This is a genomic window from Methanobacteriaceae archaeon (assembly GCA_013403005.1).
GTDB lineage: Archaea > Methanobacteriota > Methanobacteria > Methanobacteriales > Methanobacteriaceae > Methanobacterium.
In genome coordinates this window covers 46,260-63,713 of the sequence record JACBOA010000003.1, presented here as the reverse complement: position 1 = coordinate 63,713, position 17,454 = coordinate 46,260, and the positions used below count along the sequence as shown (strand labels likewise).

The following is a 17,454-nucleotide window of genomic DNA, read 5'->3' as shown; positions in this document are numbered from 1 at the left end:
TTAATAAAAATGTGATCAGATTAATGATTAATTTTAACAAACTTTATTAGTTGTTCTGAGGATAGCAAAACCATGTACATATGTTTGGAAGGAATTGATGGATCAGGGAAGTCCACCCAACTGGAACGTCTGGGTAACTGGTTGGAAAATTGTGGTTTTAGTGTAACGCGTATTAGGGAACCTACTGATTCACCAGTAGGTCGACTTATTAGGGAAATGCTTCAAACACCCCACGCTCAGGATGAAAGCTTCCAAATAACACTTGCGCTTCTATTTGCGGCTGACAGGATGCTTCTTATGGAAGATATCCAAAAAAATGTGGAATTGAAACGTGTTGTTATAAGTGACCGTTCTTTTTATTCTAGCCTGGCTTACCAGAATGGTAGGGATTGGGTCGCACAAATTAATAAATACGCTCTGAAACCTGATCTGGTGATACTTCTAGATCTTGAAACTGAAACTGCTGTAAAAAGATGTGATGGGAAAGACAACTTTGAACAAGTTGAGTTCCTAGATAAAGTGCGCAAAAGATATCTCCAACTGGCAAAAAACCATAATTTTATGGTAGTTAACGCTGAAAATGGTTTAAACAAGGTACATGATGATATCAAAAGAATAGTTGCCCCTAAACTGGGTATGTGCCTATAATTATACGATTAATACTAATAATTATCCTTTTTTAAATTTTATTCCTGGTTTAGTCAAATATTAGCAAATATCATTATAGGATTATTTCTAAATAAAATAGTCATTATAAAAGTATATCAAAATCAAAGTTTTATCAATTATTATATTGGATAAAATGACTTATTAATGGTTTTTAATAGTTTAAAAATATTGTTTAAGAAATTATAATAAAAAATATAGATTAAGAGATATTGATAATCTAAAAAAGATTTAATTATTCAATAAATGATTGGATAAAAAGTTTTGGCATACGAATAAAATATTTAGGATTAACAAATCTAGCACTTTTTGTTAACGTTTTTCAAGTTCTTTCAGGCGTTCGTTAAGTGCTTTGACAATATGGTCCTGTGCATTTTCCAAATCTTCTTTTTTTCCGTATAATACTGGTCCGTAGTCTGTATTTTTAAGTTCTAAGTTAAATTTGGTTATAACTTCCACCATCATTCTTTCAGTAATCCCTGCAGGAATCCTCATTTCATAAGTCATGTCTTCTTCCATATTAACACCCTTAGTAAGCCTGGATACATTTTAAACATTCATTAAATTTATTTGAAAGTTTGCATAAACTCAGTTTTTATTTTTTCTGTAGTTAGAATTTCACTAATTTAAACTTTAAGATAATCTCGTACTGGTTTCAGGATCTCCACTAAACACTCTGCAACACCATTTTTCAGGTCTAAAGGATGTAAATCTCCTTCACTGTACTTCTTGACTAGTTCATCTTGGGTTAATTCCAGATTACCCCCAAATTTGTCTGGTCTGGGGATAAGCAGAGTATCTCTGTCACTGAAGATGAAATGATGTGCAATTTCCAGAACCGGATTTCCCTCAACTTCACCCGCAGGGCAAAAACTCTTTTTAATCTTTTCACGTATGACACTTGGTTCATCATCAATGGCTATGAAGTTTTCTTTACTGGAAGACATCTTATCTGAACCGTCTGTACCATGGAGTAGCGGGGTGTGGATGCATACTGGAGAGGGGAATCCCAATTTAGGCAGATTATCCCTGGCCAGCATATGAATCTTTCGCTGTTCCATACCACCAACTGCCAAGTCCGCCTCTAAAAACAGCATGTCAACTACTTGCATTAAAGGGTAGATTACCTCCGCCACCTGGTGATCCTCAGCATCTCGTGTTATTTGTGCCATACTTCTCTTGGCACGGGTTAAAGTGGTGGAAAGTGCCAGCTGGTAAACTTTCATGGTGTAATCTTCCTGAGTCTGGAAACTGCTACCTAAAATGAATTCAGTATCACTAGAAAGTCCCAGCGCCCTGAAACATTTGGCATTATATTCTGAGATTTCCTTTATCTCATCCAAACTACCCTTACCATTAAGATAAGCATGAAGATCTGCCAGGAGGATCTTTATTTTGAAACCTGCTTTCTGCAAGTCTATCATCTTTTTAACAGTGATCGCATGACCTAAATGAACTTTTCCTGATGGTTCATATCCAATGTAAGCTGTTTTTTTATTATTTTCTAGTTTATCTCTGAGTTCATCAGGAGTCACCACTTCCAGGGTGCCCTGTTTGATAATATCAATTGTTGAATCTGTGTCCATAGTAATCACCATCATCAAGGTGTTATTAAACAATTTATCATTTAAATCTGTGATAAATTAAAATAAATCTTTTAAGATTCTATTGCTACTGGGGGAGTTGTTTTATTTTTAAAAATTGCACTGCTTGATTTGGAAATTTTCTCGAAGATAATTAGATAAAGATACATTAGATATGATTTTCCTTCTTCTAGATATGGTCCTTTTATGGATATGATACTATTTATTTTGGCAGGATATAGAGTTTTTTCCTTATTTCCACCACTTCCACCTGATCTCCAATATTCAAATATGATAATTGAGATGTCATGTCCAGATCCACAGGTTGATAGGTTTCCGGGTGTAGTAATTGTATTTCACTGGGGGATTTGGAGCTGATGGTTGTATTTTTAACATCTGCACTGTTAGCTAACAGTTCCAAATTGGAATATTTCCTCCAGGACACCGAGATATTTTCCTGTGTTATCAAGTCACAGATAATAATCTTCTTACCAGTTGAATCAATAACTCGCCCCACATGATTATCAAGGCTTAAAAAATCGCCCTTCTGGAAGAAGGGAAGTCGTAGTGATATCCATGTTCTGTAAAGATCTTTACCAGCAGATTTGTCTCGACCCATGAGGCGTGGTGACTCTTTCATAACACCGCCCATCTCATCTTTCAGAGTATTCGAAATCTTACGGGCTGTTTTCAACGATCCAAAGTAATAATCAATACCTTCTTTAAGTTCCAGGCGCTGGGAGAGATAAGCCATGCGGTTATTATGATACAGTTTATCCAGGGACTGTTTTATAATCTCATCAGCTTTTTGAATTTCATCAGATTCCAATTGGCGTTCATGGGCCCGCAATTGTAGAACTGCTTCGTAGTACCCTGATGCGTATTTGCTGCAGTTGGGACAGGTGTTTCTGTTGAGTTTAACCTTGGTACTGTATTCTCTTTTAACTGGTACTCCTTTCACTTTACCACTTGCATTCACCAGTATTTCAAAAACAGAACCTTTCTGATTGATAAGATCTATCTCCAGAACAATATCTTCTGCATCTTTATCTGGAACAGAAGCGCTGGCAATGGTTTCTGCTATGATTTCCTCTTCAGACTGTTCAGTGTCCAGCCACTTGCCCTCCACATGGACTGCTGAGCAGTGTGCACACACTTCTACTTCCACTTCTGGGGGTATGATGATTACTTTATTATCCGAAGCGAAACAAGATCTGCAGAGTCCTTTAAACAGTTTTTCGTCTTCTTTACCGCATTCAATACAGAACATAGTATCTAATCTTTTAGTAACATCAATTCGGTAATTTTTTGATTAATTATTATTATAATATGGGTAAGATCATGGGTTCAAAAAAAGGATTAATAAAAAAAGGGGTTTAAAGGGTCTTTAAAGGAGCCTTGGCCCCGCAAGCTTCACATTTAAGGATGAATATGCGGTCTTCCCTTATGATCTTGGTATCTGGACGGTTACATTCATGGCACATAATGAAACGTTGCACATAGTCATCCATTCGTTCATTTATCAGATAATGGGTGAATTTTCCCTGCATGATGGCTCGGTTTCCTTCCAGGTTACCAGCAGTACCCAGTTCTCTTAACAGAAATTTGAGAATATGCTGGGGGTCCCGGTTCATTGCATCGGCTATTTCTCCGAAGTTTTGAATTATGGTTCGGTTTCCCTGAATTATGGAGTAAGCCTTGGGAACTGAGAACCTTTTAGTCTCCAGTGCCTGGGGTGGTAATTGTTCAATACCTCGGTCAAGTAATTCTTCATAATCGCTCATATAATACCTCCTTCAAATTAAAATTCGCATAAAACTGGTTGAATAAATTCTAATTTATAAATAGAAAAATTTAAGAGAATTCCAGATCAGGCCACTCTCAAGTAACCTTGCTGGGGTTCATAAATGATTCCTTTTCTTTTCAGCTGCCGGATAAGGTCTTCAACCTTTTCCTCGCTCATATTATATCTATCTCTCATTTCAGTTATAAGTATGTTGGTGGGAGCGCGTCCTCCGTACTCCTCTTCCAGTTCTTTGATGATCTCCTGAACAACTCTTATTTTATCCCGGTCAGATTTAGGTGTCCGACCCTCTACTTTGTCAATATCAACTTTCCCTGTTTCTGGATCGTATCCTACTTGTTTGAGACATTTTTCCTGGAGACTGACTGCTCTTTTGGCATCTTCAGCAGTTACTTCCTCTCCTAATCTGATTCTAGTACTTGCTTCTGCCAGACGAACCAGTGCTTCAAGCTGTCTGGCTGTAATGGGCACGGGAGAATCCTCATCAGCTGCTCCACCACGCATACCCACGTAGAACTCTCGCAGAACATCCATGGCTTCGTTTGTTAGACGAGGCTTAACTTCTTTCCGTGCATAGGCAATGTACTTTCTAAGAAGTTCTGGTTCGATATCGTAGGGCACTGCTGTGTCCCGATGAGTGTTAAGGATATGGCTGGCCAGTGCACTATCTCTTTCCACATTTGGCTTATCTTCCACCACAAATATAAGGTCAAAACGTGATAGAATTGTTGAAGGTAGGTTAATTTGTTCAGCTATTGATTTATAACGGTCAAAACGTCCGAATTTTGGGTTGGCAGCTGCCAGTACTGAACAACGCGAGTTTAAAGTAGCCATAATTCCAGCTTTGGCTATACTGATGGTCTGCTGTTCCAGGGCTTCGTGGATGGCAGAGCGATCTTCTGGCCGCATCTTGTCCAATTCATCCACACAGACATTACCCTTATCCCCAAGTACCAGTGCTCCTGCTTCCAATGACCAGCCACCGAACTCATCTCTTACAGCTGCTGCAGTTAAACCTACGCCACTGGTTCCTTTACCACTGGTGTAAATTCCTCTCGGTGCCAGCTTAGAGACGTATTTAAGCATCTGTGACTTTCCTATACCTGGATCACCTACAATAAGGATGTGAATGTCTCCTCTGATTCGGGTTTTGTCATCAAGTTCTTTAGCATATCCTCCAAATAATTGCAGGGCAATTGCTTCTTTAACCTCTCTGTATCCCTTAATTGATGGTGCGGTGGAGTTGATAATTTTATTGTAAATATCAGGATTGGCAGCCAGTTCCTTGATTTTTTCCTCATCTTCAGCACTCATCTCTATTTCTTCAAACTCCTGTTCCAGGGCACTGATATAATTACCATAAATGTAGTTATGGAAACGCTTTGTCTTCTCGTCTCTAACGGTTTTCATGGTTCCGGTGATTCTGACCACGTCTCCCGGAGTCACAGTATCCACCAGGTCATCTTCCAGCACTACATTGATCTGGCGGGGTTGTTCTCCTCCAGAAAGATTTTCCAGGGGTTCCTGCACTTTAGTGTTTTGGGTGTCCAGAAACTCAGACTCCTCCTGTAAGATGCGGAAGGATCGGCCTCCACACTCCTGGCACAGGGCGGGTTCAGTGATGAGGTTACTCTTTTGCTGTACTTCATGGAGTCGCATGCAGCTACGGCATTCGAATATGGCTTTTAAAATTCGGGGACGGATTTCGTCAGTTTTACGAACAATTCCATCCACAGATACAAACTTACCAATATATTTGCTGCGCAGGTAACGTAGGGGGATTTGGTTGCGCACGTTCTCAAAGCGAATATGCAATTCTGCATTTTTCCTGAGGGGGTCAATGTTTTGAACAGCTTTAGATGCAGCTTTAATAACTTCTTCTGGTTTCTCAATAAGCAGATCTGCCAGGTCCGGATCGAACATTTCCAGTTCTACATAATCAACTACCACTGATCTTTCTTCTGGATATTTCTCCAGAGCATCAAAAATTGTATCTTTGTATTTAGTACTAAAGAACTCCTCGAACTTGGCCACAGGATTTTTTGTTTTATCAGTTGTGGATTGTGCTGTAGTTTCCATCGAGTAACTATACTATCTTCTATTATAAAAAAATTCTCATAAAAAATTAAAGTAATCATATAAGCCAGAATTAACTTAATATATATCTAAATTGCCAAATCAAGTAAAAAATCTTCAATAAGCTTTTAATAATATATTATTTTACTATCTTTCCTTTATAAAAGAATTTAATCCACAGAATTTGTAATAATATATATAGTATATTTAATACTATTGTGGTTTGGTTTAGAATTTAGTTATGTCAAATAGAGAAATGTCAAAAAATATAACATGGTTTTTTATTAGGACTATATTAAATTGAAAATTATTTTGTTAAAATTATGGATATTCCTTATTATTAGAAATGTGTTTTAAAAGGGGGATTAATCACCATAATATGGATAGCTGATTTCAACCGCCTTTTCATCTGATTAAAAGAATTTAAGTTATATTTATAAATTCAATTGTTCATAATTTTAATATCTAATTATAATTCATGAAACTAATACTTATTTCATTGAAAAGTCAAGTTATCACGGGTCACATCGAAAAAAAAAAATAAAGGTGTATAAATGAAACGATCAAGATTAAAAATGTTTAAGGCCACTTCTATGACTATTTCAGTCATGGGGGTTTTAATGATTATCATTACCTTGGTAATACTGGGGATTATTGGATTTTCTTCACTCTCAGATTTCATAAACGCCGATGCTAGTAAAAACAATGCTAATCAGGAATTAGCAGCTCTCAAATCTGAGTATTCAAGTCTAAAAACTCAGTTTGATAGTGTAAAGACCCAGGTGGAAGCAACTAACAATAAAAATTTGAAAGCCAAATATGATAATGCGGAGCTGGAGCTTGTAAAGCTAAATTCAGCCATTATAGATGTTGAAAGTGCCTTATCTGTTGGTAAACCCTCTGAAGAGGTTAATAAAAGACTAGAAATTGCAAAATACCAATTAGAAAAGGCAAAAACCAGTTTAAGCACTTTCAGATCCTCTATGTGAGGTTTTTTTTAGTGGGATGGCTGATATTCCATTTATATGAAAAAATTAAGTACTTTTTTAATTTCTTTTTCCAGCTCTGTGAAAGCCCCGTCCCACTAAGTACATTTCTCCACTTTTCTTTCGGGAAGAAGGTGGTTTAGTAGTTCTAACGGTCTGAAATTTTGTTTTAACATCTTTAAGGAGTTCTGGATATCCTGAACCCTGAAAAACCTTTATTATAATATTTCCTTTATATTTAAGTATGCTTTCACATATACTCAGCACACTCTGGGCCAGCTCTATTGATCTAAGCTGATCTATGTCTTTGATCCCAGACAATTTAGGAGAAGCATCGGAAATAATAACCTGTGCTTTGCCCTGCAATGTTCGCTCTATTTCTTCAAGAGTGTCTTTTTGAGTGAAGTCTCCGGTTATGCTCCAAAAATTTTCTAGAGGGAACGGTTTCACTCGATTAAGATCCACAGCCACTACCAGGCCGTCTTGGCCTACAAGTTCAAGGGCTACTTGAGACCAACCACCGGGAGCTGCACCCAGATCAACCACAGAGTCCCCATTTTTTATTATTTTATACTTCCGATTTAATTGCAGTAACTTGAAGGAGGCTCTGGAGCGGTATTCCTCCTTTTTCGCCTTCTTATAATACTCTTCATTTTTACGTTCTTTATTCCATTGGCTCATTTAAACTATTCTCCTTAAAATTCAGAGCTTTACATGTAGGAGATCCAATTTTAACTATCCTAGCATCCAACTTGTCAGCTTTGATTTCAATGATCATTACCGATGGATCTGAAAGCCGGGGGACAGTTGGACTTCCCGGGTTTAGGAGTAACATGTCTGGCAACTCTTTAATGAATGACCAGTGGGTATGTCCAGTGATAAGAACTTCCACCTTCATTTCCAAACCAATATAACGGAGCTGCTGAGTATCTCCTCTTGGATAGACTTCTCCATGTGATAAGCCAATTTTAACACCTTCAAGATTAAATTTCTTCCTTTGTGGAAGTTTTAAACCACTATAACGATCCATATTTCCCTGTACACAGATGGTAGGTGCAATTTCATCCAACTGGTCTTTAACCTGCGGTGAAACAAGATCACCAGCATGTAATATAATATCAACGTCCCTAAAAACCTTAAAAACTTTTTCAGGAATTTTTTGAGCTCTTTCAGGAATATGGGTGTCGGATATAACTCCTATTAACATTTTATCTCCTTAATTAGGCCTTAATCCATTTTTGATTGCTTTTTTATGTAACCCTAGTATTTTTTTCACTTGATAGGATGAATTTTATAACACAATTTCTATGATGGTTAGAACTTTTATTACTTTATCTTGTATCTCGGATTTTTATGTTCATATTTTACATATAACATTGGCAGTCCTAATATACCAAAAAACCTACTTACCTAATATATTATAAGCTACCTCATCAATTATATTCGATAGGAATTAAAGTTGATGATGAGGAATCTCATACCATCAAGTGTAATAATTATTGGTGTAATATTAATCAATATCTAATTTATTTATAATACTAATCCAAGTGATTTTAATGCATGAAGTTATAGTATGTGAAAAACCAAAGGCATCAGAAAAGATAGCAGGGGCCATACCGGGAAAGGCAGTTAAAAAGACCTACAAGCGGGTGCCTTACTATGAAATAGAAGAAAATGGGAAGAAAACCACAGTTTTATCTGCTGTGGGTCACATGTACTCATTATCTCCCACAAAAAAGGAAAAGGGGCGCATGTTTGAAGTGGATTGGGTGCCTCTCTATGAGAAAGATAAGAGTAAAAAATACGTGAAGAATTACATTGATGCCATAAAAAAGTTCTCTAAAAATGCGGACCGTTTTATACATGCTTGTGATTATGATATTGAAGGTACCTTGATTGGTTTTAATGCATTAAAATATGCTTGCGGCCCGGAAAGTATTGATAAAGCTGTTCGTATGAAATTTTCCACCTTAACCAAGGAAGACCTCTTAGCAGCCTACAAAGATCCAATAGATATTGACTTCAATCAAGTTGACAGTGGAGAGGCCAGACATATTCTGGATTTCATCTTTGGAGTGAATATATCCAAACATCTCACTGATTCGGTGATGAAGGCCACCAGCAGGTACATACAACTTTCTGCAGGTAGGGTGCAAACCCCCACCCTAGCCATACTGGTGGAAAGAGAAAAGGAGATACAGAGTTTCATTCCCGAACCTTACTGGCTTATTAAGGCTGAAATTGAAGGGGACATTATTGCCGATCATAAAAAGGGAAAAATTTTCGATAAAAAAGTCCTAGATGAAATTTTAGCAGATTGTGAAGGTAAAGATGCAAGGGTAAGCAAGATTAGTATCAAAGAAACTCCCCAGTTACCTCCAGTTCCCTTTGATCTGGGTGCACTGCAGTCTGAAGCCTATGCTGTTTTTGGATTCAGTCCCAAGAAAACCCAGTCTATTGCTCAGAATTTGTATGCTGAGGGTTACACTTCATACCCCCGAACTTCTTCTCAGAAATTACCACCAAGTATTGGTTATAAGAAGATACTGGATAAGCTTAAAAATAATGCTGCATTCCGAAAACAGATTGACAAACTCAAAGAACCTCTTAAACCACGTGAAGGTAAAAAAACTGATGAAGCTCACCCTGCCATCCATCCCACAGGGTTGATTCCCAAGGGACTGGGAAGAGACTATCAGAAACTTTATGAGCTAATTGTTTACCGTTTCATCAGTGTTTTCGGAGAAAACGGTCTTATGGAGACCATGAAAACTGAACTGGATATTGGGGGTCAGGAATTCGCCTTCAGCAGGAAAAGAATGGCGAAAATGGGTTGGAGGGAACACTACCCCTACCGTAAAGTGGAAAATGACAAATTCCCTCCTTTAAAAGAAGGAGATTGCTTGGATGCTACTGTTTTTTCAGAGGAAAAAGAGACCAAACCTCCTGCCAGATATAATCAGGCTTCTCTCATAAGAGAACTTGAAAAAAGAGGTCTTGGAACCAAATCCACCAGGGCTAACATCATATCCATCCTTTATGATAGAAAATATGTTCAAGGCAAGAAGATCAGTGTTAACCAGTTGGGCGTACAACTCATTGACACTCTTAAAAAATATTCGGAAAAGATAACCAGTGAAGAACTCACCAGAGAATTTGAAACCAAGCTTGAGGGCATAATGAAGGCTGAAGTTAAAAAGGATGAGATAATATCCGAGGCTAAGGTTGAAGTGAGTTCCATACTTGATGATATTGATGTTAACAAGATCAAAATAGGGGAAGAGCTTTACGCAGCCTACAGGGAAAGTATGATTGTGGGGGAATGTAAATGTGGTGGTAACCTAATAATGATAAACTCACCTAAAGGCGGTAGTTTCGTGGGTTGTTCAGCCTATCCAGAATGTAAATCTACTTATTCAATGCCTCGAGGTGCCACAGTCCTTAAAACTAAATGCGAAAAATGTGGGCTGCCCATGATATCCTTTGGGAAGCCACGTCAGAGAGCCTGCATGGATCCTAAGTGTGGGCGTGAAGGCGAAGAACCTCTTCAAAAGGAGGTGGTGGGTGTCTGTCCAGAATGTGGAAAGGATCTCTTAAAAAGAAGGGGTCGTTATGGTGAATTTGTGGGTTGCAGTGGATTTCCCAGATGCCGCTACACACGTTCACTGGAAGAAAAGGTGGATGAAAAAACTCAAAAAAACGTAGTATGATTTTTTAACATATAATATTTAATATTAGTGTATTTTTGAGTGTATTTTTGCTGTTTTTCTACTGTTAACTTAATTTTTCACATTTCATTTTTTATATTTAGTTCTTTTTACTCTTAATTCCATTCTTTCATTTACATCCATCATCTTGAATTTTTTTAAAATCATTTTTCGTCATCTGATTCATCATCAAAAATGAAAATATCATCGATTTTTGCTCTTAAAGCCACTGCTACATTATGTGCCAATTTAAGGGAGGGGTTGTATTTCCCTTTCTCCAAGAAGACGATAGTTTCTCTTCTAACACCTACTTTCTCTGCCAGTTGTGCTTGAGTCAAGTTATGACGAGCTCGATATTCTCTTATTCGGGTTTTCATTTCTGATCGCATCAATTAAATGAATTTAACCTTTTAAATTCCATCTTAATTTAATCTATGTCACCTTTACGGTTTAAGATTGTGTTAGCTATGAGCATGGTGGAGGTCATGATAAAAATTGTCACTCCCATTAATTCAAAGGGATTATGAATATTTTGTGCCCAATACATGGATATGACAAGGAAAGAAACGAATACTAAAGATATATACCATGAATATGTTGTGGCAAATGTTCCAATTTTCCTTAAACGTTCATCCTGATTTTTTTGATCCATACCCATAAAATCGAAAAAATTAGTCATTATGGCGGTTATGCCTAAAAGGAGTATAATGGCCAATAAGTCGTTCATAGTTTTAGTAGCTATCATTATTAATCCAGAAACCATTAAAGCAGCACATCCAAACCAAATACTCACATTATATGAATTAAACTTCTGAATTATGTTTTTCATATTATTAACCTACTTTTTTAGTCATTATCAGATCTTATCAGTTCATGGTTAAGAGTATAGCAAAACATTATGTTATTTATTTATCACAATATGTTATATTTTTACAACATAATGTTAGATAAATATAACCTAAAGCTATTTAAACTTATTGGTGTTTAATAACAGAAAGAAAAAATATATTAAATAGCTGACAAAATTTGTTCTTAGAAATAGGTTTTTTAAGCTGGTGAAATCTTCAAATAATTTCAAGAAATAAATAAATATTTACCTTGTTTGTCAGACTTATAGTTTAAATAGTTAAAACAGTTCAATATAGATTGATTAGACAATATACATGACTAGATATGACTAGATGATATCCATATGATTAGACCTTAATCAAATTCAATCAAGGTTTTTACCAAAAATGGTCTGTGGGGAATCAAATTATGGAGTACAAAGAGATTTTAAACATATTAAAACCGATTCTTATAGTCCTCATCCTATTTTCTATGGCATTTTTCCTTCGAGCTGAGGCAGTAAACATATCGGGTGTGCCTGACCAGATGAAAGCTTACTTCCAGGAAGATAGTGGTCTTCCTTACTTCAGTGAAATGGATTCCTACTATAACTATCGTTTAACAGAGAATTTCATTGAAAATGGCCACCTGGGAGATGCAGTTATAAATGGAACGGACTGGGATCTGCATTCTTTCTTCCCTCCAGGAAGGTCCGCGGCTTATCCGCCCTTGATTGTCTGGATCACAGCTTTGTTCTATAAAATAGCTAATCTGTTTGGCCAATTCCCTTTGCTGGTGGTTAGTTTCTGGACATCAGCAATAATTGCCCCACTTTGCGTGATACCTGCTTATTTCTTCGTTAGAAGGATTAGCAACGACTACGGGGGAATTACTGCCGGGATACTCGTTGGGGTGGCCACATTCTATTTCTCTCACACCTTCGCCGGTTTCTTTGACACAGATATGTTCAACATGATCATGCCCCTTTTTGTGGTATGGTTCTTCAGTGAAAGCATCACAGCAACCGAAAATCGGAAAAAAATGATATATGCAGTATTAGCTGCATTTTCCATGTTAGTATTTTCTTTAGCATGGGAAGGATGGTGGTACATATTTTATTTAGTTCTTGGAGCAGCTATAGTCTATTTGATCATATCCAAATACCTCTTTAGGATGGAAACCTTCAAATCATGGTCTGAATATCCTAGTAAGAAGCAATGGATCCTAGAACAACCAATAATACTTCCCTTAGTCATATTTATTGTACTAAGTCTGGCCTTAATGTCTGTTTATTGGGGTGGCTCCGTATTTTCAGCATTACTACAGCCAATATCAGTATCCAAACTTCAGGCGGCAACAACAACCAGTTCCTATCCCAATGTATTCATATCTGTAGGTGAACTGCAAATACCATCACTCTCAACAGTGGTTGCTGATGTTGGAGGGACAATACCATTCGCATTTGGATTAATGGGATTATTCATGCTTTTATGGAATTTAAGAATCAAAAAGGCCAAAGGCAAACGTAAAAAACCACCAAAAAAGGATAGAAAACCAAAAAGAGGCAGGAAATCTCGAAGAAGAAGGGAAAGTGTAAAAGAAACCAAGAGTGAAGAAAAACAAATCTCGGACATTTCTAGTCCTGAAAAAAGGAGTAATTATTTATATTATGCTATATTGTTCTCAATATGGCTCATAATCACTGCTTACGCATTTACTAAGGGTGTAAGGTTTGTTGAAGCGTTTTCAATTCCAGTTACACTTCTTGCCGGTATATTCGTAGGTTTTGTGTCAGATTACTTACAGAATCACATAAAAAAGCCTTTGTACCATGTCATAGCAATGGTCGTGGTAATTATTATAGTCAGTTACACTCCGGTAAGTTCTGCCAATGCCATATCCAATTCCGTTGTACCGGGCACTGATGATGCTATGGTAAATTCACTGTATTGGGTGAAGAGTAACTCTCCTCAAAATGCAGTCATGACCTCCTGGTGGGATTTCGGACACTTATTCGCGGCAAAAGCAGATCGTGCTGTAACCTTTGATGGTGGTTCACAGAACAGTGCCCGAGCATACTGGGTGGGTAAAGCACTTTTCACCAGTAATGAGGCACTTTCTGCAGGTATATTAAAAATGCTGGCTTCAAGTGGTGATAGCGGCTACAATACTCTGGAAAATTACACTAAAAACACGGGTAAAACTGTGGAAATCCTGGATAAAATACTGGTAACAGACAAAAACACAGCTCAGAACATAATGACCTCCCAGTATGGACTGACTGCAGAACAGGCTCAGAATGTATTGCAATATACTCATCCCGCCAACCCAACTCCTGATTTGTTTGTTACAAGTTTGGATATGGTGGGCAAAGCTGGCTGGTGGTCTTACTTTGGAAGCTGGAACTTCAACACTCAGAATTCCACTAATTACATCTATTCACTGGCCCAGGCCAATGCCACAACAGAAAATAATGCAGTGATAATCCAGGGTCAAAATAATGTAACCGTCCAGATCAATGGTACTGATGTAACTGGAGGTTTGCAGATCAGCAAAAATAAAGTTGCCCCACCACATCGCATTATTATTGTTGCCGATGGAGTAATTGCTGCGGATAAAGTTGTGAACAACCAGAGCACCTTTTCAATACTGGTGGTTAAACAGGATAATAACTTGGTTACAGTGGCCATGAGTAAGGAATTGGAAGGTTCCATGTTCACCCGCCTGTTCTTCATGCAGGGAGCTGGATTAAACCACTTCAAACTGGCACATAAGGAACCATCTGAAGGAATATCTGAAGTTATGGTGTGGAATGTGAGTTAAAAATAATTCCATTCCCCATTTTCTTTATTTTCAATTATGAACTCTTAAAATGCCAATATTAAGAATAGAATTATTGTGAGTTTCTTTTAACCATACACAAGTTTTTAAGATTTCACAACATATTTATCATAGTAACAGATTTTTTAAAAATATTGAGAGTATATTCTTATTTTAAAGTGAGCTTTATGGACATCGAAGACAGGATCCGCAAGATCGAAGAGGAAATCAAAAAGACTCCCTATAACAAGGCCACATCTCACCATATCGGGAAATTAAAGGCAAAAATATCTAAATTAAGGGAAGAATCAATAAAAAGAAGCTCATCATCCACTAAGGGTAGAGGATTTACCCTGAAAAAGAGTGGAGATTCAACTGTGGTCCTGGTAGGCTTTCCCTCCGTAGGAAAATCTACCATACTCAACCAAATCACCAATGCCCAGTCCAAGATAGGTGCTTATGAATTCACCACACTTGACGTGATCCCCGGGGTTATGGATTACCGTGGAGCACAAATCCAGATATTTGACATCCCTGGAATAATTACCGGTGCTTCCAGAGGAAAAGGTAGAGGACGGGAGATTCTCTCAGTGGCTCGTAATGCTGATCTCATTGTGATGGTACTGGATGTTTTCAATCCTCAGCACCAGGAACTCATCATGGATGAACTCCTTAACATTGGAATAAGGCCCAATCAGAAAGCTCCTGATGTGACTGTAAAACGCAGAAAATTAGGGGGAGTTAAATTAGCATCCACTGTTCCACTCACTCACATGGACGAGAAGACAATTCGTTCCATACTTAACGAGTACGGAGTGCACAGTGCTGATGTTTTAATCAGGGAAGATGTAACCATTGACCGTTTCATAGATTCTCTGGATAATAGCATTGTGTACATACCCCTTTTACTGGTAATGAACAAAATAGATCTGTTAGATGCATCTCACTTGGAGAAACTCCAGGAGAAAGTTGGTGATGCACTATTCATGGCTGCAGATAAGGGTTTAATGGTTGATGAACTTAAAGAAGAAATATTTAAGCGTTTAAAACTTATAAGAATTTATATGAAGCCTCAGGGTCAAAAAGCTGACTTAGAAGAGCCTTTGATTGTAAGGAAAGGTTCCACAGTAGAGGATGTGGCTGGTAAACTGCATCGGGATTTCTTGAAAAACTTCCGGCATGCTAAGATATGGGGTAGTTCCGTGAAATTCCCTGGTCAAAAGGTGGGACTGGATCATGTTATGGAAGATAAGGATGTTCTACGCATAATAATCAAAAAATAATCATTGGAAGGGAATATTCATGGAATAATCATTTAATAGAAATCAACATTTAGCAAGTTATTAAATGGATAATCTAGGTTCAAATCATAAATGAACTGTTACCATGTTTAATCAATTATGAGTTAATCAAGTGTATGAGGTGGAAAATATGAAATTGGATGATATCATTGTCTCAAAGGGAATAGTGGAAGGATATATGGATGAATTGCTGGATTATCTCCAGATGGATGTTGCTATTGGAGGGGGTGGACCATCTGGATTAACCGCCGGTTACTATCTGGCCAAAGCCGGACTTAAAGTAGCATTATTCGAGAAAAAACTCAGTATGGGTGGTGGAATGTGGGGTGGTGGAATGATGTTCAACAAGATCGTGGTCCAGGAGGAAGGAAAACGAATACTGGATGAAATGGGCATCAACAGTCAAGAATACCAGAAAGGATACTACTTGGCAGATTCTATTGAATCTGCATCAACTCTCTGCTCCAGGGCATGCCAGGCAGGGTTAAAAGTCTTCAACTTAATGGAAATTGAAGATGTAATGATTAAAGAAAAAGGAGTGGAAGGATTAGTAATCAACTGGAGCCCAGTTGAAATGGCAGGACTCCACGTGGATCCCATTACCATTGGTGCCAAAGCAGTTATCGATGCCACCGGACACCCCTGTGAGATAGTTAAAGTCCTGGAGAGGAAAATGGAAGCCCCCTTAAAAACTGAAACCGGTAAGATAATGGGAGAAAAATCAATGTGGGCAGATGTAGCAGAACAGAAAATCATGGGCAACGTATCTGAAGTCTATCCTGGATTATACGTCACTGGAATGGCAGCTAATGCAGTGCATGGATCACCACGTATGGGTCCCATATTTGGAGGTATGCTCCTTTCCGGGGAGAAAGTGGCTGAAATGTTAATTGAAAAACTGAAATAGAACATTAGGTACAAAGAATTTATGATAAGCCTGAAAACATTATAAGAAAACATTATTAACTAGAAACCTAAAAAACTCAAAAGAAAACTGAAAATATCCCAATAAATCAGGTAAAAATCGATAAAAAAAAGGAAATCATAGATAAAAATGAAAATAACGTCAAATTAGACTTTTTTAATGACATTGATGTAAAAATTAACAAAAAACAGATTTTATAATGATAATACTCGTCACTGGAACTCCAGGAACCGGTAAAACCACCATATCTACCTTACTTTCTGAAAAGTTAGGATGTTTACTGGTTGACATTAATCAACTGGTGGAGGAAAAACATCTCTACACAGGTTTGGATCCTGAAAAAGGTTATAAAGTTGTAGATATGGATGCTTTAAAGAAAGAACTTCAGAAAATTGTGGATAAATCTGATGATTTGATAAGGAATTCCTGTGTAATAATTGAAGGACATCTTTCCCATTATTTTCCCCAAGCAGATCTGGTGGTGGTATTTCGAACTGAACCATTAATTCTTGAAAAGAGGCTCCAGGAAAGAGGTTGGAGAGATGTTAAAATCAGAGAAAACTTGGAAGCAGAGGCTCTGGATCTCTGCACATGGGAAGCCTATCAGATACATGGGGAGAAGGTGCATGAAGTGGATACCACCAAAATAACCCATTCAGGGGCAGTTAACACAGTTTTAGATATTATAAGTGGTAAGAAGTCATTAAAACCTGGCAAGATTGATTTTTCGGCATTTTTTGAATGATTGGTTGTGTAGA

The 17,454-nt window shown here is 37.5% G+C and carries 15 protein-coding genes and 1 pseudogene; 7 read left to right on the top strand and 9 right to left on the bottom strand.

The genetic code is table 11. The annotated features are described in order from the left end of the window. Nucleotides 1-72 precede the first annotated feature (72 nt). Nucleotides 73-648, top strand: coding sequence for a dTMP kinase (gene tmk / locus HVN35_03565; protein ID NYB51631.1), 576 nt, complete (start codon nucleotides 73-75; stop codon nucleotides 646-648). Between the two features lie 330 nt (nucleotides 649-978). Here the strand turns inward: tmk and HVN35_03560 are convergent, their stop codons facing one another. The 5 genes from HVN35_03560 to HVN35_03540 form a co-directional block, all read right to left on the bottom strand. Continuing rightward, nucleotides 979-1,185, bottom strand: coding sequence for a hypothetical protein (locus HVN35_03560; protein NYB51630.1), 207 nt, complete (start codon nucleotides 1,183-1,185; stop codon nucleotides 979-981). A 107-nt stretch (nucleotides 1,186-1,292) separates the two neighbouring features. Beyond that, entirely contained in the window at nucleotides 1,293-2,252 is a 960-nt protein-coding gene (locus HVN35_03555) for a tyrosine--tRNA ligase (GenBank protein ID NYB51629.1), read from the bottom strand. A gap of 220 nt (nucleotides 2,253-2,472) precedes the next feature. Next, the gene (locus HVN35_03550) at nucleotides 2,473-3,519 is read right to left on the bottom strand and encodes an NMD protein affecting ribosome stability and mRNA decay (GenBank protein ID NYB51628.1); all 1,047 of its coding nucleotides are present in this window, start codon (nucleotides 3,517-3,519) and stop codon (nucleotides 2,473-2,475) included. Nucleotides 3,520-3,625: 106 nt separating this feature from the next. Next, nucleotides 3,626-4,033, bottom strand: a complete 408-nt coding sequence (locus HVN35_03545; GenBank protein NYB51627.1) for a translation initiation factor IF-2 subunit beta — start codon at nucleotides 4,031-4,033, stop codon at nucleotides 3,626-3,628. A gap of 86 nt (nucleotides 4,034-4,119) precedes the next feature. Next, on the bottom strand, nucleotides 4,120-6,132 hold the full coding sequence (locus HVN35_03540) for a minichromosome maintenance protein MCM (GenBank protein ID NYB51626.1): 2,013 nt from the start codon (nucleotides 6,130-6,132) through the stop codon (nucleotides 4,120-4,122). 551 nt (nucleotides 6,133-6,683) lie between these two features. Between HVN35_03540 and HVN35_03535 the strand changes: the two genes are divergently transcribed. Beyond that, nucleotides 6,684-7,118 carry a hypothetical protein gene (locus tag HVN35_03535; GenBank protein ID NYB51625.1) on the top strand — a complete coding sequence of 145 codons (435 nt, stop codon included), beginning with the start codon at nucleotides 6,684-6,686 and terminating at the stop codon, nucleotides 7,116-7,118. Between the two features lie 57 nt (nucleotides 7,119-7,175). On the opposite strand, the gene HVN35_03530 is transcribed toward HVN35_03535, so the two are convergent. Beyond that, complete coding sequence (locus tag HVN35_03530; GenBank protein NYB51624.1) at nucleotides 7,176-7,796, bottom strand: 23S rRNA (uridine(2552)-2'-O)-methyltransferase; 621 nt, start codon at nucleotides 7,794-7,796, stop codon at nucleotides 7,176-7,178. Next, nucleotides 7,780-8,322 (bottom strand): metallophosphoesterase, encoded by a 543-nt coding sequence (locus HVN35_03525; GenBank protein NYB51623.1) that lies wholly within the window; start codon nucleotides 8,320-8,322, stop codon nucleotides 7,780-7,782. Before HVN35_03525 ends, HVN35_03530 begins: the two co-directional genes overlap by 17 nt. A gap of 349 nt (nucleotides 8,323-8,671) precedes the next feature. On the opposite strand from HVN35_03525, the gene topA reads away from it, so the two are divergent. Then, the gene (gene topA, locus HVN35_03520) at nucleotides 8,672-10,825 is read left to right on the top strand and encodes a DNA topoisomerase I (GenBank protein NYB51622.1); all 2,154 of its coding nucleotides are present in this window, start codon (nucleotides 8,672-8,674) and stop codon (nucleotides 10,823-10,825) included. 161 nt (nucleotides 10,826-10,986) lie between these two features. On the opposite strand, the gene HVN35_03515 is transcribed toward topA, so the two are convergent. Both HVN35_03515 and HVN35_03510 read right to left on the bottom strand, forming a co-directional pair. Next, a complete protein-coding gene (locus HVN35_03515; protein NYB51621.1) occupies nucleotides 10,987-11,199 on the bottom strand; it encodes a helix-turn-helix transcriptional regulator in 213 nt (70 codons plus the stop codon). 50 nt (nucleotides 11,200-11,249) lie between these two features. Next, nucleotides 11,250-11,636 (bottom strand): annotated as a pseudogene (locus tag HVN35_03510) (hypothetical protein). Between the two features lie 443 nt (nucleotides 11,637-12,079). On the opposite strand from HVN35_03510, the gene HVN35_03505 reads away from it, so the two are divergent. From HVN35_03505 to HVN35_03490, 4 genes are all read left to right on the top strand, one after another. Continuing rightward, nucleotides 12,080-14,473, top strand: coding sequence for a peptide transporter (locus tag HVN35_03505; protein ID NYB51620.1), 2,394 nt, complete (start codon nucleotides 12,080-12,082; stop codon nucleotides 14,471-14,473). A gap of 185 nt (nucleotides 14,474-14,658) precedes the next feature. Beyond that, nucleotides 14,659-15,753 carry a GTP-binding protein gene (locus HVN35_03500; GenBank protein NYB51619.1) on the top strand — a complete coding sequence of 365 codons (1,095 nt, stop codon included), beginning with the start codon at nucleotides 14,659-14,661 and terminating at the stop codon, nucleotides 15,751-15,753. 148 nt (nucleotides 15,754-15,901) lie between these two features. Further along, the gene (locus HVN35_03495; protein ID NYB51618.1) at nucleotides 15,902-16,678 is read left to right on the top strand and encodes a thiazole biosynthesis protein; all 777 of its coding nucleotides are present in this window, start codon (nucleotides 15,902-15,904) and stop codon (nucleotides 16,676-16,678) included. A gap of 217 nt (nucleotides 16,679-16,895) precedes the next feature. Then, nucleotides 16,896-17,441, top strand: coding sequence for an AAA family ATPase (locus HVN35_03490; GenBank protein ID NYB51617.1), 546 nt, complete (start codon nucleotides 16,896-16,898; stop codon nucleotides 17,439-17,441). The last annotated feature ends 13 nt before the right edge of the window (nucleotides 17,442-17,454 follow it).